At 41.4% G+C, this 24,652-nt stretch carries 25 protein-coding genes; 16 read left to right on the top strand and 9 right to left on the bottom strand.

What is annotated here, in order from left to right; translation table 11 throughout:
• Nucleotides 1-170: 170 nt before the first annotated feature.
• Nucleotides 171-782, bottom strand: a complete 612-nt coding sequence (gene lepB, locus ACPBEH_RS07320; RefSeq protein ID WP_011373809.1) for a signal peptidase I — start codon at nucleotides 780-782, stop codon at nucleotides 171-173.
• An 84-nt stretch (nucleotides 783-866) separates the two neighbouring features.
• The gene (locus ACPBEH_RS07315; RefSeq protein WP_011373810.1) at nucleotides 867-1,010 is read right to left on the bottom strand and encodes a hypothetical protein; all 144 of its coding nucleotides are present in this window, start codon (nucleotides 1,008-1,010) and stop codon (nucleotides 867-869) included.
• Between the two features lie 185 nt (nucleotides 1,011-1,195).
• On the opposite strand from ACPBEH_RS07315, the gene ACPBEH_RS07310 reads away from it, so the two are divergent.
• Genes ACPBEH_RS07310 through ACPBEH_RS07295 form a run of 4 tightly spaced genes read left to right on the top strand, consistent with a single transcriptional unit; the run spans nucleotide 1,196 to nucleotide 5,011 of the window.
• Entirely contained in the window at nucleotides 1,196-2,449 is a 1,254-nt protein-coding gene (locus tag ACPBEH_RS07310; protein ID WP_424348750.1) for a carboxylate--amine ligase, read from the top strand.
• A gap of 8 nt (nucleotides 2,450-2,457) precedes the next feature.
• Nucleotides 2,458-3,162 (top strand): aspartate/glutamate racemase family protein, encoded by a 705-nt coding sequence (locus ACPBEH_RS07305; protein WP_424348749.1) that lies wholly within the window; start codon nucleotides 2,458-2,460, stop codon nucleotides 3,160-3,162.
• Nucleotides 3,163-3,171: 9 nt separating this feature from the next.
• Nucleotides 3,172-3,879 carry a 2,3-bisphosphoglycerate-dependent phosphoglycerate mutase gene (locus ACPBEH_RS07300; RefSeq protein WP_424348748.1) on the top strand — a complete coding sequence of 236 codons (708 nt, stop codon included), beginning with the start codon at nucleotides 3,172-3,174 and terminating at the stop codon, nucleotides 3,877-3,879.
• Nucleotides 3,860-5,011: a serine hydrolase domain-containing protein gene (locus tag ACPBEH_RS07295; RefSeq protein ID WP_424348747.1), complete on the top strand. Its 1,152-nt coding sequence runs from the start codon at nucleotides 3,860-3,862 to the stop codon at nucleotides 5,009-5,011. Before ACPBEH_RS07300 ends, ACPBEH_RS07295 begins: the two co-directional genes overlap by 20 nt.
• 42 nt (nucleotides 5,012-5,053) lie before the next feature.
• Here ACPBEH_RS07295 and ACPBEH_RS07290 read toward each other — a convergent pair whose 3' ends face one another.
• The 3 genes from ACPBEH_RS07290 to ACPBEH_RS07280 form a co-directional block, all read right to left on the bottom strand.
• Nucleotides 5,054-5,650 carry a VanZ family protein gene (locus tag ACPBEH_RS07290; protein ID WP_424348746.1) on the bottom strand — a complete coding sequence of 199 codons (597 nt, stop codon included), beginning with the start codon at nucleotides 5,648-5,650 and terminating at the stop codon, nucleotides 5,054-5,056.
• A 25-nt stretch (nucleotides 5,651-5,675) separates the two neighbouring features.
• Nucleotides 5,676-6,158, bottom strand: coding sequence for a MarR family winged helix-turn-helix transcriptional regulator (locus ACPBEH_RS07285; RefSeq protein ID WP_016264385.1), 483 nt, complete (start codon nucleotides 6,156-6,158; stop codon nucleotides 5,676-5,678).
• Nucleotides 6,159-6,329: 171 nt separating this feature from the next.
• Nucleotides 6,330-6,824, bottom strand: a complete 495-nt coding sequence (locus ACPBEH_RS07280; RefSeq protein WP_424348745.1) for a thiol peroxidase — start codon at nucleotides 6,822-6,824, stop codon at nucleotides 6,330-6,332.
• Nucleotides 6,825-6,935: 111 nt separating this feature from the next.
• Between ACPBEH_RS07280 and ACPBEH_RS07275 the strand changes: the two genes are divergently transcribed.
• The 3 genes from ACPBEH_RS07275 to ACPBEH_RS07265 all read left to right on the top strand — a co-directional run bounded on the left by ACPBEH_RS07275 (nucleotide 6,936) and on the right by ACPBEH_RS07265 (nucleotide 9,182).
• Nucleotides 6,936-7,139, top strand: coding sequence for a type II toxin-antitoxin system prevent-host-death family antitoxin (locus ACPBEH_RS07275; protein ID WP_424348744.1), 204 nt, complete (start codon nucleotides 6,936-6,938; stop codon nucleotides 7,137-7,139).
• A gap of 112 nt (nucleotides 7,140-7,251) precedes the next feature.
• Nucleotides 7,252-8,526: an NlpC/P60 family protein gene (locus ACPBEH_RS07270; protein WP_424348743.1), complete on the top strand. Its 1,275-nt coding sequence runs from the start codon at nucleotides 7,252-7,254 to the stop codon at nucleotides 8,524-8,526.
• 95 nt (nucleotides 8,527-8,621) lie between these two features.
• A complete protein-coding gene (locus tag ACPBEH_RS07265; protein ID WP_424348742.1) occupies nucleotides 8,622-9,182 on the top strand; it encodes a guanylate kinase in 561 nt (186 codons plus the stop codon).
• Nucleotides 9,183-9,242: 60 nt separating this feature from the next.
• On the opposite strand, the gene ACPBEH_RS07260 is transcribed toward ACPBEH_RS07265, so the two are convergent.
• Entirely contained in the window at nucleotides 9,243-9,431 is a 189-nt protein-coding gene (locus tag ACPBEH_RS07260; RefSeq protein ID WP_011373821.1) for a hypothetical protein, read from the bottom strand.
• A 289-nt stretch (nucleotides 9,432-9,720) separates the two neighbouring features.
• Here ACPBEH_RS07260 and ACPBEH_RS07255 point away from each other — a divergent pair, with 289 nt between their 5' ends.
• From ACPBEH_RS07255 to ACPBEH_RS07225, 7 genes are all read left to right on the top strand, one after another.
• Nucleotides 9,721-10,149 (top strand): Fur family transcriptional regulator, encoded by a 429-nt coding sequence (locus ACPBEH_RS07255; protein WP_011373822.1) that lies wholly within the window; start codon nucleotides 9,721-9,723, stop codon nucleotides 10,147-10,149.
• Nucleotides 10,150-10,167: 18 nt separating this feature from the next.
• Nucleotides 10,168-10,644 carry a cell surface protein gene (locus tag ACPBEH_RS07250; protein WP_424348741.1) on the top strand — a complete coding sequence of 159 codons (477 nt, stop codon included), beginning with the start codon at nucleotides 10,168-10,170 and terminating at the stop codon, nucleotides 10,642-10,644.
• Nucleotides 10,645-10,679: 35 nt separating this feature from the next.
• On the top strand, nucleotides 10,680-11,498 hold the full coding sequence (locus tag ACPBEH_RS07245; RefSeq protein WP_424348740.1) for a DUF6681 family protein: 819 nt from the start codon (nucleotides 10,680-10,682) through the stop codon (nucleotides 11,496-11,498).
• 21 nt (nucleotides 11,499-11,519) lie between these two features.
• Nucleotides 11,520-12,974, top strand: a complete 1,455-nt coding sequence (locus ACPBEH_RS07240; RefSeq protein WP_424348739.1) for a helix-turn-helix domain-containing protein — start codon at nucleotides 11,520-11,522, stop codon at nucleotides 12,972-12,974.
• Nucleotides 12,971-13,711: a hypothetical protein gene (locus tag ACPBEH_RS07235; RefSeq protein WP_424348738.1), complete on the top strand. Its 741-nt coding sequence runs from the start codon at nucleotides 12,971-12,973 to the stop codon at nucleotides 13,709-13,711. Before ACPBEH_RS07240 ends, ACPBEH_RS07235 begins: the two co-directional genes overlap by 4 nt.
• 10 nt (nucleotides 13,712-13,721) lie before the next feature.
• Complete coding sequence (locus ACPBEH_RS07230) at nucleotides 13,722-17,174, top strand: SpaA isopeptide-forming pilin-related protein (RefSeq protein WP_424348737.1); 3,453 nt, start codon at nucleotides 13,722-13,724, stop codon at nucleotides 17,172-17,174.
• Between the two features lie 165 nt (nucleotides 17,175-17,339).
• Entirely contained in the window at nucleotides 17,340-17,777 is a 438-nt protein-coding gene (locus ACPBEH_RS07225; protein ID WP_424348736.1) for a hypothetical protein, read from the top strand.
• Nucleotides 17,778-17,826: 49 nt separating this feature from the next.
• On the opposite strand, the gene hflX is transcribed toward ACPBEH_RS07225, so the two are convergent.
• Nucleotides 17,827-19,098, bottom strand: coding sequence for a GTPase HflX (gene hflX, locus ACPBEH_RS07220; protein ID WP_016264397.1), 1,272 nt, complete (start codon nucleotides 19,096-19,098; stop codon nucleotides 17,827-17,829).
• Between the two features lie 316 nt (nucleotides 19,099-19,414).
• A complete protein-coding gene (locus ACPBEH_RS07215) occupies nucleotides 19,415-20,584 on the bottom strand; it encodes an iron-containing alcohol dehydrogenase (protein WP_424348735.1) in 1,170 nt (389 codons plus the stop codon).
• A 225-nt stretch (nucleotides 20,585-20,809) separates the two neighbouring features.
• On the opposite strand from ACPBEH_RS07215, the gene ACPBEH_RS07210 reads away from it, so the two are divergent.
• A complete protein-coding gene (locus ACPBEH_RS07210; protein WP_424348734.1) occupies nucleotides 20,810-21,697 on the top strand; it encodes an ROK family protein in 888 nt (295 codons plus the stop codon).
• Between the two features lie 58 nt (nucleotides 21,698-21,755).
• Entirely contained in the window at nucleotides 21,756-23,108 is a 1,353-nt protein-coding gene (locus ACPBEH_RS07205; RefSeq protein WP_424348733.1) for an APC family permease, read from the top strand.
• A gap of 51 nt (nucleotides 23,109-23,159) precedes the next feature.
• Here the strand turns inward: ACPBEH_RS07205 and ACPBEH_RS07200 are convergent, their stop codons facing one another.
• On the bottom strand, nucleotides 23,160-24,596 hold the full coding sequence (locus ACPBEH_RS07200; protein WP_104963236.1) for an APC family permease: 1,437 nt from the start codon (nucleotides 24,594-24,596) through the stop codon (nucleotides 23,160-23,162).
• Nucleotides 24,597-24,652: the final 56 nt, after the last annotated feature.

Here is a 24,652-nt window from a genome sequence, read left to right as displayed (position 1 = left end):
CCCGGACAAATTAATTTGTCCGGGTTCTTTTTGATATCTGAATATTGATAGTATAAACGTGCTTTTGTCAGTAGCTTTCTGCGCTTTACTAAACTTATCAAACCGGTGATTCCATCACCAATTCGCTAAGTTCTGCAAATGCTCAAAAGCTAACCACTGACAACGCACTTCTAATAGATTTTAAATTTCGTAATTGGCCAGTAGCGTAACTTAACGACCCCTTGGATCCCGTTATAAGCTGAGGCATCATCACTGATGAAGCCGACTTCTTTGTAACGACTATCCTTAGAAACGGTCCGGTTATCACCCATGACGAAGTAGTGATGAGCTGGGACTTTCTTTTGACCTAAAACATCTTTGAGATCAAAAGTGGGGCCGTTTGTTTTGGGGTTAAGTGTGAAGTAATCTGAACCAGCGAGGTAGGTTGAAAAATCAGCCTTATAGGCTTTGAGATATGGTTCGCTGACTTTTTTACCGTTGATATATAACTGGTCGCGATCGAATCGAACGGTATCACCAGGCATTCCGACGATTCGTTTGATGTAGAATTCCCCTTTAGCATCAGGTGCTTTGAGAATGACGACATCGCCCCGTTTGAGTTTGGCGTGGCGAAGTGCGATAACGCGATCATTTTGTGTAAAGTTCGGTTGCATTGAAGGTCCAAAAACTTGTTCATTGGAAATCACGAAAGTTAATAATAACTGTGAAATACCCACCATGACAGCGGCTAATAGGACAATTTGTAATGTTGATTTCCAAAATTCTTTTGCTTTATTTGACATTTTGGCACATCCTTAAAATTCAGTACCTTCATTGTACTACAATCAAATGCTTGATGACAACAAAGTCGTATAGTCACTTAACGATTAACGGGCCATCTTATGGATGCTTTGTCGTTCTTGGCGATCAGATTGCGCCGCAGATTGATCGTTGATTGACTGGCTTGCGATTAAGTAACCGACACATACGATTCCAACTAATACTGCGAGTAGACGCGCTTTCTTTGACATAATAATCCCCTCCAAGTAGATGATAAATTTAGTTTAGCATCGACAAGTGGTTCTCACCATCGAACGAACTAACGAAATTGAAGCTAGCGTGACAATTCTGTTATATTTATGAAAAGGTAAAGAGGATGTCTCTCGACAAGGCGTTCGTGGTATACTAGAGGCATTATTTCTAAGAGGTGAAAGTAATGCCAACAATTGAAGCTAATTTTACACCCGTATTACTCGGTAGTGATTTTAATGTTTATGGAATGGCACGCTCATTCTATGAATTAACAGGAAAACCCGTGCAAGCTTATGCCGGTACTGAGCTCGCCCCAACGCGCTATACAAAAATCGTAGATGTGGATATCACACCTGGTTTCAGTGAAGATCCCGTCTTCATTGAAAAGATGCGCGACTTAATTTTAAAATATCAAACACACACAGAACCAGTGATTTTAATTGGTTGTGGTGATGGGTACGCTGAATTAATTGCTAAACATAAAACAGAATTAGAAGCAGCCTTTGTTTGTCCTTACATCGATTATGATTTATTAAAACGTTTGAATAACAAGGAAAACTTCTACCAAGTTTGCGAAGAATTCGACTTGCCTTATCCTAAGACCAAGACAATTACGCAACAAATGGTGCTTGATGGTCAAGTGGACCAACCTTTTGGCTACCCAGTGGCGTTAAAACCCGCTAACTCTGTTGAATGGTTAGATGTTCATTTTGAAGGTCGTAAAAAAGCATTCCGGATTCAATCACAAGCTGAATTCGATATGATTATTAAAAAAATCTACGACAATGGCTACACATCAGACTTGATTTTACAAGACTTCATCCCTGGAGATGACAGTCGGATGCGTGTTTTAAACGCCTATGTTGATCAAAACCACCAAGTGAAGATGATGTGTTTAGGTCATCCATTATTGGAAGATCCCGCACCATCAGCAATCGGGAATTACGTGGCCATCATGCCAGAATACAATGAAACAATCTACAAGCAAATTCAAACTTTCTTGGAAGCCATCAAGTTCACGGGTTACGCCAACTTCGATATGAAGTACGATGAACGCGATCAAACTTACAAGTTATTTGAAATCAACTTACGTCAGGGCCGTAGTAGCTTCTTCGTCACATTGAATGGTTACAACTTGGCACAATGGGTTGTTAAGGATTACGTGACTGGCGAATTGAAGGACCAAGCAACGGTTTATGCCAATAAAGACAATGATCAAGCAGCACTTTGGTTAGGTGTTTCAAAAGGTGTTTTTGAAAAATACGCGCGCGATAACGAAGATAAGACAAAGGCTTTAGCCTTAATCAAAGCGGGTCGTTATGGCACAACTTTCCAATATGCAAAAGATAACAACCCTAAACGGTGGGTCTTAACACAATGGATGTTACACAATTATCGTAAGAACTTCGCACGTTATTTTAAAGAAAATAAAGGGTGATCGCGACTATGAAACAGTTTTTTACAGTGCTCGGCGGCATGGGAACGGCTGCAACTGAAAGTTATATTAGACTTCTTAATCAACGGACACCAACGACTAAGGATCAAGATTTCTTGAACTATATCGTGGTTAATCACGCAACAATTCCTGATCGGTCAACGTATCTAATGGACCATAGTCAACCAAGTCCGGAACCTGACTTATTGGAAGATATTCAACAACAAAGTCTTTTGAAACCAGCCTTTTTTGTCATTGCTTGCAACACAGCGCATTATTTTTACGACGACTTGCAAGCAGCTGCCTCAGCACCGATTGTTCATATGCCTCGGGAAACGGTCAAGAGTATTCAAACAACCTATCCAAATGCTAAACGAATTGGTATTTTGGGCACTAAAGGGACTGTCACCGATGGGATTTATGATGAAGCGTTGTTAGCTGAAGGTTATGAAGTGGTGAAACCTAGTCTTGATTTGCAAGAACGGACGATGGATTTAATTTTCAATGATATCAAGGGCCAATCACAGATGAAACCTGAGAAATATCATGCTATTTTAGCGGAGATGCAAACACAATGCGACGCGATTATTTTGGGTTGTACGGAATTATCACTGGCACAAGAATGGGCACCTGACCATGATTTCCCAGTAGTTGATTCACAATCTGTCTTAGTGGATCGGTCGATTGAATTAGGCCTTAAGTTACGTGAAAAGTGAGTTTAAGAAATGGCGAATTTAGTAATTGTTAGACACGGCGAGAGTGTCGCCAATCAATTGAAGACCTATACCGGGTGGTCAGATGTGGCGCTTACGGCAAAAGGACGACAACAAGCCCACCAAGTCGGGCAACAGATAAGAGACGCTGGTTTTCAGTTTAACCACGTGCACACGTCTTTATTGAAACGGGCAATTTTGACCAGTTACATTGTTTTAGAAGAACTCGATCAACTGGCGCTACCAATGACCAAGAGTTGGCGCTTGAATGAACGACATTACGGTGCTTTACGTGGCTTGAACAAAGACACGACGAGAACCGTTTTTGGTGTCCACCAAGTAGCGCGCTGGCGGCGCAGTTATACAGCGGTGCCGCCGCTTTTAATTCGCTCATCGACTGCGCGCCGTTACCGCTTAGTGCCACGTAAGAGTCGACCACGCGGCGAAAGTTTGGCGCAAGCCACCCAACGGTTATTACCTTATTGGCAAGATCAAGTGGTGCCGGGGTTACTTACTGGGCAAGATCAGCTAATTGTCGCGCATGGTTCGACTTTGCGTGCCTTAATTAAGGTTATCGAACAAATTTCAGATCAGGCCATTGATGGCGTGGAAGTCGCAAACGGCGAAGCGCTCTATTATCAATTTGATGCAGACTTAACAGTACTTAAGAAGGGACGACTAGCACTAGGTAGTGAAACGGATGAAGAGAAAAAAAATTAATATTGCCTTAACGATTTGTGTTTTAGTATTGGGTGTCAGTTTGACCTTTTATTTTAGAAGACAATTTGTTCGACAGGGGCAAGCATTGGCTAATACGCAAATGCAATTGAAGTTAACCAAAAAGCAGTTAGATATTCAGCGTGCCAAAGTCAATAAAAATGATATTGATGATCGGGTGGTTAATGAATTAACGACGCCAGAGCAGGCATATTTAAAACAAGAATTATTAAATAATAATTTCAGTGGCACCATTTTAATCGTCCGCCATAACCATGTCATTTATCAAGGTGGCCGTGGTTACGCGAATAGCGAACAATTAACGACACCCAAAACGACGTATCAAATTGGCTCAGTGCAAAAATCACTTACCGCAGCGCTCGTCATGAAGGCTGTTGAAAAGGGGCAGCTGAAATTAACGGATCATCTCAGTCGGTTTTATCCCCAAATTCCTAAAGCAAATCAGATAACACTACAGATGATGTTAGATATGTGTTCAGGACTTTTTGAAACGAGTGCGCCTAAAGTGGTTCAAACCGATGCACAACGTCTCCAATTTGCAATCAAACATTTGCAGGTTAAAAATATTGGTAAGCATGTTTATTCGCCAGTTAATTATGTCTTGTTAGCGGGGATTTTGGAGCAAGCCACGCATAAAAGTTACAATGATTTAATGAAACAACAGATTATTACACCGTTGGGCGTTCAGGCGTTTAACTTCATGCCTAACTTTTCGGACCCACAGCATGCGACGGCTTATGCTTACCAAAAAAATGGGGCATACGGCGCGGAAATTGAAGATCCAGCTTATATTTATACGCGTGAACTAGGAACAGGCAATCTTTATGCCACAGCTAGCAGTTTGTATCAAGTAGAAGAAGCAATTGTGCAGGGTAAGGTCTTTAAGTCGAAGTACTTGCAACAATTACGGCACACGTACGATGGGCAGTATTCTGGTGGTGTTTATAATTTTAAGGATTATTTCACTATCCACGGGATAGAGGCCGGTTTTGAAAGTCATGTGCAGCTATCACAAGATGGACAATCAGGGATTATTTTGTTATCTAATCAATATAAACCGTCACCGTCACTTGTTACGATGGGCAAGCAAATCTATCAGCAATTACTAGTTTAAAAAAGAACGCGAAACAAAAATTATTTTTGTTTCGCGTTCTTTTTATGCGCTAATTTTAACAGTTTGTTTGAAATGGTGGGCGCCAATCGTGAATAAAGTGAATCCGATTAGACAACCTACCCAGTTGAGAATGATATCGCTGATGGCAAAAGTGCCTAAGTAAAAGACATATTGCAAAATTTCAATCCCTAAAATGGTGAGCAGTGCGATGATATTGGTTTCGGTCAAGTTCGCCTTCAAACTATAAAGTCCACCGAGTGGTATGAAGTAGATAACGTTTAATAAGGCCTCCAAAATCGTACGGCGATCGTGGCTGATAAAGTCGAATGGATTAAGGCTGACAGCATGGTAAACACTGGCTTTTGTAAAAAGGACGATGAAAAGCAACAGAAGATAGACGCTATAAATCAAGTATCCATAAATCGGTGAAAGCCGTTTTAAATCCCACTGAATCCAGCCCAACCAGAGGGCGAGGGTTAAAAAGAGAATTAATAGGACAGTCGTCTTAGGAAATCTAGCCATCACACGGGTTAAGCGGGGATAACCCCAGAGTGTGGGTAAAACGATGCGATGAATGAAGGCTCTACTAAAGAGAAAAGATAAAACCCCCGCCAGAGAATATTCTAATATTTTACGCATGAGAACCTCCTAAAATAGTGCTTTTTTAAAGTTTAGTATGGTGTAAACGTTCTTTGAATTCAGCCATAAAATCGAAATTTTGAGTATCCGATAAGGTGTGTTCTAACTTGGTGAGGAGCTGATTAAGGGTCGCTTGTTCTTCGCTTGAAAGACTGCTGAATAAGGTTTCCGTAAATTCATCCCGGCCATCAAAGGCTTCTTGGATAATCGCGCGACCGGCAGGGGTGATAAAAACGTGAGTTACCCGCTTGTCGTGTTCATCGGATTGACGTTGAATATAATCTTTAGCAGCCAGCTTATTGAGGCATTCTGTCAACGAAGAGGGCCGAATCGCCAATGTTTGGGCAAGTGTACTTTGCATTTGTCCATTTTGTTGATGGAGTAATTTTAAAATGCGAATTTGACTGACAGATTTATGATGCGATGAAAATTGCATGCCGTAATAATGGCGATAATGGTGAATGACTTTATTAAAAGTTTGAAAAAGATCGTTGCTAAGTGTCGTCATTGCGACTCCTTCAAGTTTAAATTTAAGTAACTGGTATAGGTATAATACGCCAAGCCCCAAGGCAAAGCAATATTGTTCATCATATCACATCGCTCACGTGATGGGTTGAACAATCAGACTAATAAAAAAACCACAACCAACATTGGTGTGGCTTTAAGCGGATTCGCTTAATTAGTGAGCCGATTTTAAAAATTCGAGTGCCGCTGCATAATTTGGTTCGTCAGTTTGTTCAACGATTAGTTCTTCGTAGCTGATTGTGCCATCTGCTTCGACAATTAAAATTGACCGTTGCAAGGTATTGTTGCTAGGCACGTATAAATTGAGTGCCTTGCCAAAACTTAGGGTTTCATCGGAGAGGAGTTGCATGAGTTGAACACCTTCAGCGGCACACCAGGCTTGTTGTTGTTCAACGGTATTCGTTGAAACGGTGTAGAAGTTGATATCTGTAAATTGATCAATTGCTTGATTAAAGTGTTTTGTTTGAATGCTGCAAACACGTGTATTGATATCAGGTACAATACTAATCAATGTTCGTTTGCCCAGTAATTGTTGGGTGGTGCGTGTTTGGTGATCTGCATCAACTAATTCAAAAGCAGGTAATTGCTCACCAACTTTAGGTGGTGTCCCAATTGTTTCGAGTGGTTGATCGTGTCTTGTAATTTGCATCTTAAAACCCCATTTCCTAGAAGATGGTTTCATTTTAAGCTGAAAGCGATTGAAACACAATTAAACAGGCTTATGATAAGCTTAATTAAAACAAATGATGAGGTGGTAATTTTGGAAACTAAAAAAATTCAGGCGCTCTATGCCAAAAAGATGTTTAATCAAATTATCAAAGAGGTGAATGTTAAGCCGTTAGCCTACGAAATCGTTGATGCAAACGGAGACGAAACTGCCGTCTTAATTAGTCAGGCGAAATGGGCGCAAATTCAGCAATTGTTAGCGATTAAAAACATTGATATAGCAGACATCGACTCGTGATAGTAATTTAATTGTAACATTCCTGTAATAGTCGAATGATACACTATTAAACGGATAAGAAATATGGACGAGATTAAGTAGTCCATCATCATAAAAAACAGGAGTGGACAAAGTGAAAAAATTAGGTAAGTTAATGGTTAGTGCGTTAGCGATGTTATCAATCAGTGCACCAATTGCGATGAGCGTAGGTGTTGTTAGTGCCGATTCAGTAACAGATACAAAGGCTGCCATTACGAAAACTAGTGCTGAAAATGCCGCTTTGTTAACAAAATTAAACGATGCTCAAAATAAAGTATCAGAAATCAATAGCCAAGTTTCTAACAAGGTGATTGCCATTGATGATGCTAAAGCCAATATTAAGTCAACTGACCAACAAATCGTTGCACTTGATCAATCAATTGAAAAAGCTAAAGCTGAAGTACAAGCCCGTAAGAGCGTGATGAAGAAACAAGCTGTTTCACTTCAAAAAGAAGCTGGTAACAGTGTTTCAGGGAACGTCTATGTTGATTTTATCGTCAATAGTGATAACTTCTCAGATATGATGAGTCGTGCGTCAGTGGTTGGTAAGTTAAACCAAGCCAGCAAAGAAGCAATGACAGCTGTTAGTGATTCAGAAAGTACATTGGCAACTTTAAAAACAACACAAGAAACTAAAAAAGCAGATTTAGTTAAAACAAAATCACAATTGGAAGCTGATCAAGCTAAATTGGTGACTTTAAAAGATGATGCTGAAAAAGAACAAAAGCGTTTTGAAACAGAAGTTGAAGGTCACAAAACACAATTAGCTAACTTACAAAGCCAATTAGATTCACAAACAGCAGCCGCTGTTGAAGCCGCTAAAAAACAAGTAGAAGCAGACAAAGCTGCTAAAACTGAAGCACCAAAAACGGCAACAAAATCAGAATCAACATCAAGCGATATTAAGAACGAATCATCAGACAAAGCTAAGACAGAATCAGTTTTAAACAACAATACTGGTGCAACAACACCAAGTAACAACAATAACTCAGCCTCAAAAGCAACAACAAAGCCAGTTGCTAACACAGGTTCATTAGTTTCAAATGCGCTACAATTTATCGGGACACCATACGCATGGGGTGGCTCACAACCTGGTGGTTTTGATTGTTCAGGTTTAGTTTGGTACGCAGCTAAGATGGCTGGTATCAGCTTACCACGGACATCACAAGCACAAAGCACGCTTGGAACACAAGTGTCATTATCAGAATTACAACCTGGCGATCTTGTTTTCTGGGGTGGCGTTGGTTCAGCACATCATGTTGGGATTTACATCGGTAACGGTTCATACGTTCATGCACCAGCACCTGGTCAAAGCGTAACAACCATGTCAATGCAATATTACAAACCTGACTTTGGTCGTCGAATCTAATTAAGTAATCAATATTAAACAGAAAAAAGTTTGGCTCTCCCTGAGAAGGAAGGGTCAAACTTTTTTAATTGAAATAGATGAAAAGTGGGATAAAAATGGTAGAGAAACAGTTATTAGTGATTACAGGCGCCACCGGTAGTGGTAAAACAACGGTTAGTCATTGGTTAACCGAAATGTATCAGATTCCCCAAGTTGTAACCCATACAACGCGGCCTAAACGGCATAACGAAGTCGATGGGGTAGATTACTATTTTGAAACTGAGGACTCGCTCGCCCAAAAACACCTGATTGAATCTGTAACCTACTCGGGTTATCAATATGGTTCTTCACACGAAGCACTCGATTTAGCTTGGGCAAAGGCACCATTAATCAGCTTGGTTGTGGATACCAAAGGGGCACAGACTTATCTGGAAACCTTCGGCAAGCAAGTCACAGTCTTGTTTTTAACGGTTTCGGAAGCAACGGCTTTAATTAGTCGCTTAGAAAAGCGCAATGATTCACCTGAGGCCATCCAAAAACGGATTGCAAGTGCGGAATTTAAACGTGATTTAATGGTTTCAGGGCCGTTACATGATCAAGCACAAATTATTGTGAATGATGATTGGCAAGAAACGAAAAAGACATTGACGGGAATTATTGAACGGCTACGGCCATAACAAAAAAGGGAAGTCCGACAAAACGTTGTTTTGTCAGGCTTCCCTTTTAACGATTAGTGCTTAAGCAAGTTGTTGCTTGTTTGCACGGTTAGGTTGTTTCACTTTAAATGTTAATTTTTGGACAGCTTGTTCAATTGTAATACCACTTGCACTGATTTTTTCATTGTTCGTTGCAGTTGCGATAAATTTTTGAGTTTGCGTATCAAGTGAAACATGATACCAATTATTAGTTTTGTTTTGTAATTGCATAATTAAAATCTCCCTTCAAATAACTAAAACACTGGTAGAAGGCCAATGAAGACGGTTTCCTAAAAACCATCTGAGTAATATCATAACGCTTGACCGGGTTAATTGCAACTATTTTTACTCGAGTTTGATTAAAATTTGTTAAAAGGGGAAATTGTTTTTCGTCACGGACCGTTATAAGGGCGTATAATAATAGTGTGTAGCAATTAAACCATTTAAAACTAAAATGACGACGATTAATGCTATAATCAGTTATTCTGAATAGCAGGTATTAAGAAAGGAATCGATTAAAATGAGTGAAATGACGACGGCGCTGGCCGTTTTAAAAGCAAACGGGTTTAAAATCACAAAGCAACGTCGCGAAATGTTGACTTATTTAGCGCAATACGAAAATCATTATATTCCAGTGACCCAAATTGACGACCATATGCGGTCGATTTTTCCAGGGATGAGTCACGATACCATTTATCGTAATATTAAAGATTTTGAACAGCTAGGCTTAGTCGAGCAACAAACTGAAGGCGAACAGGCCCATGTGAAATATCAGTGTGATTTTGAACATCGTCATCATCACCACTTTATTTGCCGCAATTGTGGCAAGGTGATTGAGTTGAAGATGTGTCCACTGGATTTTTTCAGTGATCAACTCCCCAACTGCCAAGTTGAAGGCCATCAATTTGAGTTATACGGTCTTTGTGAAGACTGTCAAGAAAATGAATAGATAGGAAGGAAGAGTGTTATGGCATTTCATACGCCCCCAATCGTGCCCCCAGCAGCGATTATTTCATTAATTATTGCGATGAGCGCAACGAACGTCGTTGTTAATACTGTTAAACCGGTCGCTAATATTAAGACGGAGCAAAAGACGTCCGTGTCAGAAAGCTCACAAAGCAGTGTAAGCAGTAGTCAATCAACGAGTCGTTCAGAAAGCGATGAGACAACTAGCAGCCAATCATCTAGCGAACCGGAAGAATCAGTAGCAAGCAGCTCTGAATCAACGGCAACGTCGACGGATCAAGAACAATCAAGTACAGATGATACGACGGAAACTAGCTCAAGTGAGACGAGCGATACAACGCAAAATGATGAACCAACTAATTCAAGTGATACAACAAGCGATACTCAAACAACAACCAATAACAGCAGTAGTGCCGCGTCATCAACCGGGACGTCTCAAAACGTGGCCAAGGCCACTAGCGGTAGTACAACGCAATAACAAACTGCTGTTAATATTGAAAGGCGGAATGCGCAATGCTATCTTTTTTGGATATCATTAATCATTATTTTGGCTACTTAAACATTAATAATCGGGTTAAAAACCGAATTTTTTCAATCATCTGTCTAATCGGTGATTTTTACTTACTATATAAGAGCATCTACTACTTTAGAGCACAAGCAATTGGACGAGGCGTGATTAATCTAATTGTTTTTTTAGTATTACTCTATTTTGCAGTGATGAATCTTTATTTCTATTATCGAGGACGGAATGCGATCGTCGATGTGTCACCATACGTCGAAAAGGCGCTAGGCGGCGACCCAACTGCGCCACATCCCTTAGCTGGACAAACAGCTAAGCCTAAAATCATCTCACAAGTACAGCCAGCAACCGGCTTATTTGAGGAAAAGGATTTGCTACCAGCGCAACTAGAAGTCGATAGTGCGCACCAACAGCAACTCGATCAATTAGTCGCACAATTAATTGAAGCCGGCTATATCAGTTTAAACTACGCTGGGTTGGCAGATGCCGATATTTACGAGCAAGCACAACATTTCCAACGCCCAATTTATGCAATTGGTGAACGAGTGGCCTTGCCTTTTTATGAGCTTAAACAAGAAAATGGGCAATGGGTGGTTTATGGTGGCATTAACGCGATGGCCAAGGCGCCACTTGCTGTTATCAAATCAGTGGGGCTCACACCAATCCAGGAATTAACCGATCGTTATCAATTAGCGATTGCCCACACGTGGATTACTGGGGGACCACATAAAATGGCCGGCCGTAGTGGGGTTGTTGAAGGTAGTGATCCATACCAATTAATGGTCCAAATGGCCTATCAAAAAAGAGCTTAAACTTAATCTGGAGGAAAATTAGTGGAAATCCATAATGAATTTCTAGATTTGAATTATCGTTATCAATATTATTTATTGGAATTAGTCGCTGATCATGGGGATTACTATTTAACAGTGAACCGCGCGATGAAATTATTGGGTTTATCTAAGTTTAAGCTCGGTCAATATGTTGAGACGGTTAATGCGGATTTAGCGATGATTAGCCCTGAAAGTTATTTAAGAATTAACGGGGATGGCATCTTTGAAAGCGGCCATATTAGTGAATCAATCGTCCGTAAAATTCGACTAGATTACTTACAACAATCCAATTTGTTCAAGATGTTTGAATTTAGTTTATTGAATTCAGGCAAAAATGAAACGGCTGACTTTTGTGATGCCTTATTTATCGGGAAAACCAAGTTTTATGAACTACGCAAGGAAATGGTAGAAGTTGCGGACCATTTTAACCTCCAATTTAAAAAGAATCAGTTGATTGGCCCGGAAATGCTGATCCGTCAGTTTATTTTTGAAATCTATTATAGTTACTTTAATGGCATTGAAAAACCGCTGGCCTTATTCCAAGAAACGGTTGATCAGATGCTAACAGCGATGCGGGACCAGTTTCAGATTAATCTACTGCCAACGATGATTACGAAATTTGAAATCTATCTTAAAGTACAATCGTTGCGATTACGGGGAAAAAATGCGTTAACTGACCACTTATTAGCACCTGATTTTAAGGCGCAACAACCACAATTATGGCAACCAGTGTTGACTGTCTTGACCACTCATTATCAGCTGTTGCGGATGCCGTTAGAAGTGGAAACAGAGGGTTTATTGACGTTCCTATTTACTGAAAGATATCTCCCACTTGAGGTGGACTACTTAACACCAGCGCTTAAAAATGGAGTCGCTCAAAAAACCGGTCAGTTCGTTGATAAAGTTGAAAGTCTCTTAATGAAGGATGAAGCGCATAGCGTGCAATCTCAAAAGATTTTGGATAATTTAGCGCATGATTTAGATCAAATTCATGCAAAGCATTTAACCTTTTATACAGAACCAACGACGTTTATTGATGAACAACAATTGACCTATTTTGCAGAAGCAAATCCACTATTCCATCAAATTATTTTGATGTTCACCACCAAACAGGAAACAGATTTGGATTGGCGTAAACAGGCGAGCTTGTATTATGATTACATGTTTGCTTGTATAGAAAATATTCCACTTGAAATACTAAAAGATCGCGTTTATATTTGTGTGGATTTCTCGCAGGGCAAACTTTATAATCAATATATGAAGAAAACAGTCAACTACTTTAACAATCTGAATATCGAAGTGCAAACGACCGTTGATGAACGGACGGACCTCTACCTATCCGATTTTTATTCGAGCACGTTGACCTGCGAACAATTAATTTGGAAAAATCCGCCTACTATTTTGAACTGGCAACAATTTGGGGATCTAGTGGTCGCGATTAAGAAGGGGAAACTATGAAATCAGGCAAGCAAATCCTCGCCTTAACAATTCTTAGTTTGGGCGTTTATCGTTTTTCACAAACCTATTTAATGCAGCAAGTTCAAAAAGTATCGGCAGCCGATACCGCTGTTGGTAAAGAAAATTCAGACGCTTTAACAGGTAATGAATTAAATATCACGGTTAAAAATTATCCAACAAAGACGGTCGAGTCATCATCAGATTCACAGTCTTCGAGTTCGTCTGCTCAAACGGAGCAACCTGATTCAAAGACTCAACCTGATCAACAGACGACTAATCAATCGACTACCACTGCACAACAAGTATCCGCAAGCCAAGCGGCAGCCAAGGGCGCAACAACGCACCAGCAACGGGCGACTCAAAAAGCAGCCAGCACAAGTGATAAAGTGAAGGCCGCTAGTGACAGTAATCAAACGGCTAAAAATCAAGTAGAAAAGACTGAAGCAACAACAGCTTCTACTTCTAAAACAACCAATAAGGTTGCTAAAAAAACAATTAAGAAGCATGCCAAGACAGCAAGTCATGAAGGGACACAACAAGGGCAAGACAATGCCAATCAAGATCGACGCCAAGCTGATTTTCTCAAACACCACGCCCAAGTTGAAAAAGACATTGCGATGTTCCAACAAAGCATGAGCCCTAATACACCATCTGGCGGCGCCACCACTCAAGTGGGGGCCGTCTTTGGTGCACTAGCGGGACAAGGTGTATACGCTGTTCAAAACGAAATTGAATGAGGTGATAAACTTGAAGCAACAGCATTATTTTCGGAAATTAACGGTTATTTTGATGGTTGTTAGCTTAATGCTAAGTCTTTTTGACGTATCGGCATTGGCGACGACAACTGACGCTAAGAAACAATCACCAGTTGAATCTTTTGTAATTCGCGGTATTGACGATAATAAAAAAGCTGTTCCCAATGCTAAAATCAATTTAAAATCGGTGAACGGTAAATACGACTATACATTAAGTTCTGATAATCGGGGCTTTTTTAGAACAGTTGTTGATACACTAACCGGCCATACCGTGCGCGGCATTATGCCTGGCAAATATCACATTAGTTCGGTCGCAGCACCGACAGGTTATCAACTGACGCAAATGGATGAGGTAATTGAGATCAAGACTGATCAAGATAACTTGTATCATTTATACTACTCAGATGCGAGCCAAGGTGATTTAACGGTTAAGGCGCAATTACAAGATGGCACACCGTTAGCCGATGTTGTTTTAATGGCGGTTAATCAAAAAACAAATGAAAGTTATACTGCACCAACCAGTGATGCTGCTGGCTGGACGAAAATGACATTGCCAGCTGGGCAATATCAATTGAAAGTCATTTCCCATCCGGCAGGTAGTGAGGTGCTGTGGTTACCAACGGTGACAGTTAACGGCAATCAGCCGCTGACAACCACGGTGGTTTTTGGTAAGACTAAGGGTAAGCTGACAACGACTGTAACGGACCAAATGACAGGTGCACCGCTTGTCGGTGTCCAATTGAAGTTACATGCTGTTAAGGATGCCACATATGAAAAAAATGGCACGACCAATGATCAAGGACAAGTAACCTGGACAAGTCTGCCAACTGGTGATTATCGCGTGGCCGTAACGAAGATGTTACCAAACTACAGCGTCGTGGGCGCCAGTGATCAAAATGTGACAGTGACTAAAGACGAAACGACACAGGTGGATTTTACAGCAATCGCCCAATCTAAGGCCTTGAAAATTACGAGTTTATCAGAGTCGGGTGTCGTATTGCCGCACGTTCGGTATCAAATTACGACGATGGCCAATGACCAACAACAAATCGTTCAGACTGATGATAACGGACAGGTGACGATTGATAAATTACCAGCGGGCCGCTATCAAGTTCGGGAGCTTGAAGTGCCGGCGGGCTATCAACTTACTAATATTTCCCAGGAAATAACCCTCGATCAAGCAGAAACGGCTGTTTCATTTGTTCATCAGATACAACGGACCGACGCTACGCATGATGTCAGTTTGAATGCGGCTAATGCGCAAGGAAAGGCAATCGCTGGCGTTCAACTGAAACTTAAACGAGTGGATTCGAAGGAAACCTATGAGCAAACGGTGACGACAGACGCCAATGGGCAAGCTAACTTGACCGCTGTTCCGGTGGGCGACTATCAGGTCGCCCAAGAAGCTACTGTAGCAGGCTATCAGGCAGTCACTGATGTACAATCATTAACGGTCAGCAACGACCATCAGAACACGGTGGCTTGGCAAATGAAACGAACGGTGGCAGATGTAACCTTTAAAGTTCGTGATGCTGAAACAAAACAACCACTAGCCAATGCGGCATTTACTTTGACGACAGCAACCCCGGATGATAATGGACAAACCGTCTTTATCTCGCAAAAAACGAATCAAGAGGGTGAAGTGACCGCTAAGCAAGTACCAACGGGTGAGATGACCTACCAACAAAGTGCAACGACTGCTGGTTATGAACCGCTAGCGGCGGTCAAAACCGCAGTAGTGGGTGCTAACGGCGCACTAAGCACTGAAGTAACGGTTGAGAACCAGCGTTTGAAGATACCTGAAAAGCAACAAATTATTGTGCATAAAACCAACCAACAGGGCCAAGGACTAGACAATGCGACCTTTGTATTGACGGATTTGGCAACTGGACAGATACAGACCAAAAAAACGATTGCCGGGCAACTACGGTTTACAGATTTAAAAGCCGGTCGCTACCAAATTCAAGAAAAACAAGCACCGACTGGCTATCAGTTGGATCAAACGCCTCAATTCGTAACGATTAAAGCGCACGAAAGACGACTATACCAAATCCGCTTTACTGATAAACGGGAAGTAACAGCGCCCATCAGTCCATTGCGGATCCGTATTTTGGATGACCATCTGCAAGGGGTTGCCGGCGTCTTACTCCGCTTAACTGCGGACCAAGCCGACGATCAGGGGCAAACTGTCTGGGAATTAACGACAGATCGGTTTGGACAAGTTATTTTACCCAATGCAAGCACGGGCCACTATCGCGTTGAGGTCTTGCAGGTGCCAGTTGGGTATCAATTAGCGTTTAATCAAACGCAATTAGCAGTCAGTCAATATGGCGATAATCAGTTACAATTGCAGGCCAATCGAATTGAGATGCCATTGCAGACCTTGACAATCAATAAGACCAATTTAAGTGGCCAACCGTTATCAGGGGCAGTTTTTAAAGTTGAGTCCTTAAAAACGGGTCAGGTGACTAAAATTGAAACGGATCAAACTGGACGTGCAACGCTCGGCAATCAAAAGCCAGGGCGTTATCGCGTAACCGAAGTGAAAGCGCCGATTGGTTATCGGTTAGCAACGGAACCTAGAATAGTGGCATTATCCGATAAGTCACCACGGACAACAAATCTAACAGTGACCGATAAAGCACAAATGGGGCAGTTACTGATTAAACATACAACTAAAAAAGGCGCACCGATTGCTAAAGCCTATTTTGAGGTTAAGGATCAAAGTGGTCGGGAAGTCGGTTATTATCAAACCGATAGTCAAGGTCAGATTAAATTAACACAACTAGCAGTTGGGCAATATACTGTTCAAGAAATTAAGGCGCCAACAGGTTACGAAATTAACCCGATAGTCACAAAAGTCGAAATCACGGATCGCAAAACGGCGACGGTTGCCGTTATGGCGGACCAACAAGCACCAGAAGTTAAACTGGGGAGCTTTGTATTGATTGATAAGGATCAAAAAACACAGCTCGCCATAGCCGGTGCAACTTATCGATTGGAAACATTAGCTGGTCAGGTGGTTCGTCCAGAAATTGTCGTGGGTGCAACTGGGCAAGTCGTGGTAAGTGACCTAACGTCCGGTAAATACCGATTGGTACAATTGACGGCGGCTCCTGGTTATCAAAAGCAAACTGAAGATCAAATCATCGAGATTAAACAAAATACTCAACTTGAGCAAGTAACGGTTGAAAGTCATCAGTCTCAAGGAACTGTTATTGTGAACCAAGTCGATGGCAATACGAATCAAGCATTAGTAGGTGCGAAATATGAATTACAAAATCAAAATGGCAAAGTGTTGATTGAAAATTTGAAGAGCGATGAACACGGGCAAGTCCACATCATGCATCTTGATCCGGATACTTATCGTTTAGTGCAAGTATCGGCAACCAAGGGCTATGACCCGCTTAAAAAGCCGATTGTCTTTACGATAACGAATCGCTAATCAAACTATTACAACTTTTTAAACATTGTTGATGCTAATGATTAATGATTGTTTCGCGATATTTTTCAAATCTAAAAAAACCCCGAGATTTATTCGCTACCCGCTGGTATAGAATAAAGATAATCAAGTAAGGTTGTTAATACCGAACGAAGTGGGGTTATCAAAATGTCAGTATATTACCTAAATAGAAAAGATCCTGTAAGCGAAATGATTAAAACGGTTCAAGCCGGTATGGCAAGTCTTAGTTATTTTGATCACCTAGAAGAAATTTGCCGTGACGTTAATATCAGTTTAGACGATGCTATCTTATTACAACGGATTAATGAGATGACAACGGGTCGATATGTTGATGCACAAATTGTATTCAGTGCGGGATTGGTTGAAGAAGACCTCTATCGTTTAAAGGATGCTGGCTGGCTCTTAGGGATGCGTGATAGCGAACGGACAAAACAATACGTGATGTTGAGTCCTCGTGCGCAAAAAGCCTTAGAATCGATTTCAATGGCCTACGAACAAGATGCCCCCGCTTTGCCCAAGATTGATACGGATGATGTGCAACGAATCATGCAAGCGGCCGATAAAGTATTTCAAAAATATCAATAATAAAAAAATGGCGCCGAAAACAATTACTGTTTTCGGCGCCATTTTTGATTTATTCTTGAACGTATTTTTGAACAGCGCCTAATAAATCAGGGCTGATTTGTGCCCGAATCTTAGTGCCTTCTTCTTCATAACTTTGTTCCAGAATGTTGGCGCGTTCGCTTAAGTAAGCAACCGCTTGGCCTTCTGTAAAAGGAATGAGGAAATCAAGTGTTGGGTATTGTTCGAAAAGTTGCTTGTTGATAAGCGCAATCAAGGCATCGATGGCCACTTCATCACGCGCAGAGTAAACGATTTGGGTGCCATCGACTTCAGGATAGCGGGTATCTGGTTTTAAGTCAGCTTTATTGTAAGCTTCAATGACCGGAATATCCTTAACACCTAATGAATCGAGTGTTTCTTGTGTTGTTTTCATCATATCGAGGTAATTAGGATCTGAATAATCGACAACGTGAATTAAGAGGTCAGCACCTGCAGCTTCAGCCAATGTTGACTTGAAAGCTTGAATTAAGTGATGAGGCAATTTAGTAACAAAACCAACTGTATCACTTAATAAGAATTTTTGCTTATTGGGGAGGACGATTTCACGCACACTTGTATCAAGGGTTGCAAATAACATGTCCTTTTCAAAAACTTGTTTTTCAGGTGTATCTGGATTTAAACGTTGTAAAATGCGGTTCATCGTTGTTGATTTACCAGCATTGGTATAACCAACGAGTGCCACAACAGGGACTGCATTTTTAGTCCGTTGACGACGTTGGACTTCTTGTTGCTGATCAATTTGGGCTAATTCACCCTTTAATTTAGTAATCCGTTTTTCAATTAAACGACGATCCAATTCAAGTTGTGTTTCACCGGCCCCACGGTTAGTTGAACCACCGCCACCTTGTTGATCCAGTTTGTTTTCTGAAGGATGTAAACGGGGCAATTGGTATTTAGCTTCGGCAATCGCAACTTGTAGTTGGGCTTCCTTAGTTTTGGCGCGGCTCGCAAAGATTTCTAGAATCAATTGTGTGCGATCCAGAATACTCATTTCTAATTCTTTTTCAAGGTTTCTAATTTGTGAAGGGGATAGTTCATCATTAACGACGATGATATCAGCGTCGGCTTGCGCAGCTTCGGCCTTGATTTCTTGGACTTTACCCTTACCAAAGTAGGTCCGGTGACTAGCTTGATCGATGTTTTGGCGTACTTCACCAACCACTTCTAAGTTATCAGCGCGGGCTAATTCGCCTAATTCACGCATTGTGTAGTCAAAATTTGTTTGGCGATTGCTAACGCCAGTAATTAATACTCGTTTTTGTGCCATTTTTGTTTCTTGCATATGAGACTCCTTTTTTGTTAAGTTGGCCCTCTTTAAGGGAATCTTCTGCATTAAAAAAAGAAGCTGGTAGGCAGCTTCTTATCGTTAATTAGCAGTATTATAAAAATAGAGTCAATAGAAGCGCCCTTAAAAAAAGACCAAACAGTTATTCAATTATTAAACCTGGACGATCAAATTGAGTTGACATGTTGTTGACGCTCCTTTAAAAAATCTAGTTGGTTAAAATGGCCGATTTAACGGCTGTTTTCCCCGTTAAGTGTAACATGAAACAATTAAAAAGCCAATCGTCAGTAAAAGACGGTTGGCTTTATTTAAATTATTCAGCGTCATATGCCTTTTGGAAGAGGGCGACGATTTCTGCTTTAGTTGCTTTGCGTGGGTTTGAAAAGGCGTTGCCGTCTTTCAAAGCATTTTCGGCCATCATTTCGAAATCGGCTGGTTTAGCACCGATTGCTTTGATGCTAGTTGGAATACCAACATCGGCTGCCATTTGGCGCATCCCTTTGATAGCAAGTTCAGCGGCATCTCTTGTTGAAAGACCATCCGTATTTTCACCCATCGCGCGCGCTAATGCTGCGAAACGATCAGGACAAGCGACGATGTTGAATTCTTCAACGATTGGTAATAAGAGGGCACAACAAACACCATGAGGGGCATCATATTGACCACCTAATTGGTGAGCCATTGCGTGCACATAACCAAGATCAGCGTTATTGAAAGCCATACCGGCTAACATTTCAGCTTCGCACATCTTGGTCCGGGCTTCGATGTTGTGTCCATTGGCAACAGCTTCGCGTAGGCTTTCTTCAATCAACTTGATGGCTTGGAGACATTGGCCATCAGTGATCGCATTGCGGTTGGTTGAAACGTAGGGTTCGATGGCTTGGACAAAGGCGTCCATCCCAGTTGCGGCTGTTAATTTAGCAGGGACATCCAACATTAACATCGGATCATTAAATGAAACGAGGGGAATATTCCGCCAAGAGACGACAACAAATTTAAGGTGGGTTTCTTCATTTGTAATAACACAGTGACGGGTTAATTCGGAACCTGTACCGGCCGTTGTATTGACGGCTAATAGTGGTGGAAGGGCGTTTTCTAAGGTTTCAATCCCGGCTAATTTGGTAATATCATCGCCGTTAGTAAGCAAGATACCAATTCCTTTACCACAATCATGTGCGGAACCACCACCGACAGTAATGAGGCCGTCACAACCATCAGCGAGGTATTGGGCCTTGCCGGCTTGAATATTGCGGACTTTAGGGTTAGGTTCAACGCCGTTAAAGATACTGTATTGAATACCAGCTTGGTCCAATGAAGCGAGTGTTTGTGCGACAGGACCGTCAGGAACACCTTCTAAAAAAGTATCAGTCACGATTAAAGGTTTGGTAATATTTAACATTTTGGTGCGCTCACCAATCTTTTCGATGACGCCAGGGCCAAAGAAGTTTACGCTAGGCATTAAAAAATCAAAATTTGTTTTCATAGTGATGGTGCTCCTTATTTTGAATTATTTCACAATTCAATGGTAACGCTTACTAGGTGGAAAATCAGCGGACAAAGCAATAGAATTGTCCGTTCTAAGTAGAATAGCAGTATGGGGTATTTTATGTTAGAATGAAAGCGTTACAAAGAACGACATATTAACTTTTTGTGATAGTTCAATAGTTAACAATCGTTATCTTAAATAATGAATGGGGGGGATTTAAGAATGGCCAAGTTAGCGCTGATTGATATTGGGGGCGTGACCATTAGATTTGCTTTGTGGGACGATCGTGATCAATCGTTAACAAACCAAGGGATGGTGGCGACCCCTAAATCGTTAAATACTTATTATGAGGTACTCGCTAAAATTATTCGTACTTATCAACGCTCAAATCAGATCGTTGGTGTAGGTATCAGTACGCCCGGCGCCGTCAACAAAGCAACTGGGATTATCGAAGGTGCTAGTGCCCTCCCGTACATTCATAATTTTGAAATCCAAGGGGTGCTAGCAAAAAAGTTTGGGTTACCGGTTGTGATGGAAAATGAGATTAATTGTGCGGCCTTAGCTGAATTAGAGCGGGGTGCTGCACAGGGTTTGCGCAATGTTTTATATCTCGCGATTGGGGCAGACGTTGGTGGTGCGGTGATTACTGATGGTCGCATTCAACATGGGGCCCACTTACTTAGTGGTGAGTTTGGGTCGATGTTAATGGCAGATGGCCGTCCACTAAGTGAAGTCGGCACGATTGCGCATTTAACACGGCAGTACAACCAGCAAGCACACGCGCAGTTAACCGGGGTGGAAATCTTTGCCTTAGCAAGACAGGGGGATTCACTGGCCCGTCAGATGACAACGGCCTTGTACCGGTATCTAGCGCAAGCAGTTTATAATTTACAATATAGTTTTGATCCAGATGCCATTATTTTAGGGGGCGCTCTTGCCCAAATTGATTTTATAGTGCCTAATATCGAAATTGAGCGACAACGATTATTAACGCAAGGGCAGTTAAAGCCGTTTGCGACACCACTTTTAATCAGTCAATATCAAGCTGAGGCTAACTTATTGGGGGCTTTAGCTGATTTCAAACAGTATTATCCTCAAAAAATGCTTTAACTGTCATTTAGTTTAGTTTAGAATATGATAACTAATGTTTTTTTATATCTAGGAAGGAGTGATTGATATCAAAACGCAAACACAACCCCAAGAATTAAATCGAACAGTCGGCTTCACAGCCGCCTTATCAACAGTAATGGGGACTGTTATCGGCGCAGGCGTCTTTTTTAAAGCATCATCAGTAACAGAAGTCACAGGCTCAACGGGGTTAACAATGTTGGCCTGGTTAGTCGGTGGTATCATCACGATTTGTGCTGGCTTAACGGCTGCTGAACTGGCAGCTGCGATTCCAGAAACCGGCGGTATGATGCGCTATATCGAGAGAACTTATGGTAGTGTCGCCGCCTTCTTACTAGGTTGGGCGCAGACAACGGTTTATTTCCCGGCCAATATTGCAGCATTATCAATTATTTTTGCAACACAATGTTTGAATTTATTCGGATGGGCTCCTAGTTGGCAGATTCCAGTTGCAGTGATTGTCGCAACGAGTTTAACAATCATGAACTTCCTTGGTAGTCAGGTGGGCGGCTTTGTTCAATCCTTTACGACCGTTTTTAAATTAATTCCTTTAGCCATTATTATTATTTTTGGATTAATTAATCCAGGGACCAACGCAAGTCACGTTTCACTCTTTACTGTAGCGGGGACTGGCACATCTAACAATGTCTTATCAGCACTAGGTAATGGGGTTTTAGCAACACTGTTTGCCTATGATGGTTGGATTCACGTTGGGAATATTGCCGGGGAAATGCGCCATCCAGAAAAAGACTTACCAAAATCAATTTTGTTAGGTCTTTTTGGGACAATGGTAGTTTACCTCTTAGTTAACGCAGTCTTCCTATTAGTCTTACCAATCTCACAGATTGCTGGTAACGAAAATGCCGCTGCTGAAGTGGCTGGTCATTTATTCGGCGGTTTTGGTGGCAAGCTAGTAACCATTGGGATTTTAATTTCAGTTTATGGTGCGATTAATGGTTATACAATGACCGGGATGCGCGTGCCATATGCGATGGCAACTGAACAGCATCTACCATTTAGCAAGCAACTCAGCCGTTTATCAAAAGCGGGAGTTCCAATTTTATGTGGGATTTTACAATTAGTGATTGCAATCGGCATGATTTTTGTCGGCGGCTTTAATACGTTGACGGACATGTTAATCTTTGTCATCTGGATATTCTATGTGATGACCTTTGCCGCAGTCATTATCTTGCGCAAACGCGAACCAGAAATGAAGCGGCCTTACAAGGCTGTCTTATATCCAGTAGTGCCCTTGATCGCGATTTTAGGGGGAACGTTTATTGTGATTAACACGTTATTCACGCAAACACTCTTAGCCTTAATCGGGTTGGGAATCACGTTGATTGGCTTACCAATCTATTACTACTTAGAAAAGAAATATCATCAAGCTTAAATAAAAAAACGGCTAAGACCTTGTAAAATCGCAGGTCTTAGCCGTTTTTATTTAAGCTGTTTTTTTTCGTTGATACTTAGCGATTAATGGGAGGATGACCCCTAAGCCCATTAATGACACGGAAACCACGACATTTAAGATCAATTCGTGGGTGTATTTAGAAGTGCCTGGTGTGGCATCTTGTGGGAAGATACTGAAGATTGTCCCTAATGCGGTGATAAGCAAGCACCAGAAACCAACAATAATTGCCCAGGGTTTGTTTTTGATGTACGTATATTCTGATGGGTATTTGTCGCTGTTAAAGCGAACCCGTAAGAAGGCGACGAAGATGAAGCAAGTAACAAATGGTGAGACGATGCCGTTAATATTCAACAACCAATTAAAGATATCGTTGATGGCCGGTAAGAAGGCACTTGAAGCTAGCACGAAAGTACAAATCCCAGTGGTTAACCAGTAGCCGTTGATTGGTAAGCCTTGCTTGTTAGTCTTTGTGAGGGCCTTAGGCAAGAACTTCTTAGCAGTATCAGATAAGAAGATTCGGGTGCCACCATCGAGTAACATAGCCAGTTGTGCGCCCATGTAGATGGCTTGTGTAACGGCGAAAATGTAGAGCAAGACTTTGCCCATATGGAATTGTTGACCAAGGGCTAAGAACGCGTAGTAAGAACCGTTCATTTTTAAATCGTTAGGTAAGTGGTTGGCATCGAAGAAGACACCAATCGCAAATGAGCCAAAGATTGTTAAGAAGGCCGTCATTAAAGCGAGGGCCATCATGGCTTTAGGGAAATCTTTTTTACCATCTTTCATTTCGCTGACATATGGTGCGACTAATTCAGCACCGTTCATGGCGAAAATTAAAAGTCCGATAGTTGAGAAGTAATGTAAATCGAATTTAGGAATAAAAGTATGCCAGTTCATTGGTTGGGTGGCAATGTGGGCGCCGTTAAATAGGCCGGCAAACGTCATGAGAACGAATAAAATTGTCATGATAAACATCGCGCCACCCCCAACAATACTGAGGACTTGCAATGAAGCTGTAAATTTATGTTGGAAGAAGATGAATAAGATTGTGATAGCAGCTGTTAAGAGCGCAAATGTGGCCCGTGACAATTTATCTTCAATATTACCGTTCCCCATGATGATCCAGAAGAAGGAAACGACCATTGAGTTGGCAACATCGACTAGGTAAGGCAAGCTGGCAACCCAATAACACCAAGCAGTGAGGTAACCCCAAACATCCCCACTGGTGTGACGCATCCAACTAGATAAGCCGCCGCCATCTTTACTGAAAGCTGAGCCTAAGTGGCCAACCATTAATTCATAAGGTAAAACATAAGCGAATAATAGCACGATCCATGAGAAGACAACCGCCATCCCTTGGTTTTGGAAGTTATAAATAATATCGTCGAAACCAATTACCGTGACAAAGTCCATCAAAGCGAGGACTTGCCAGGTAATGTATTTCTTTTTTGGTTCAATTTCATCCATTACAAAAATACCCCTTTTCTGAAAATAGCAATGTTTCTATTATAGTCAAAGATAAT

The sequence above is a fragment of the Latilactobacillus parasakei genome (genome assembly GCF_049674265.1).
Classification (GTDB): domain Bacteria; phylum Bacillota; class Bacilli; order Lactobacillales; family Lactobacillaceae; genus Latilactobacillus; species Latilactobacillus sakei.
This window is presented reverse-complemented; position numbering and strand designations above follow the sequence as displayed.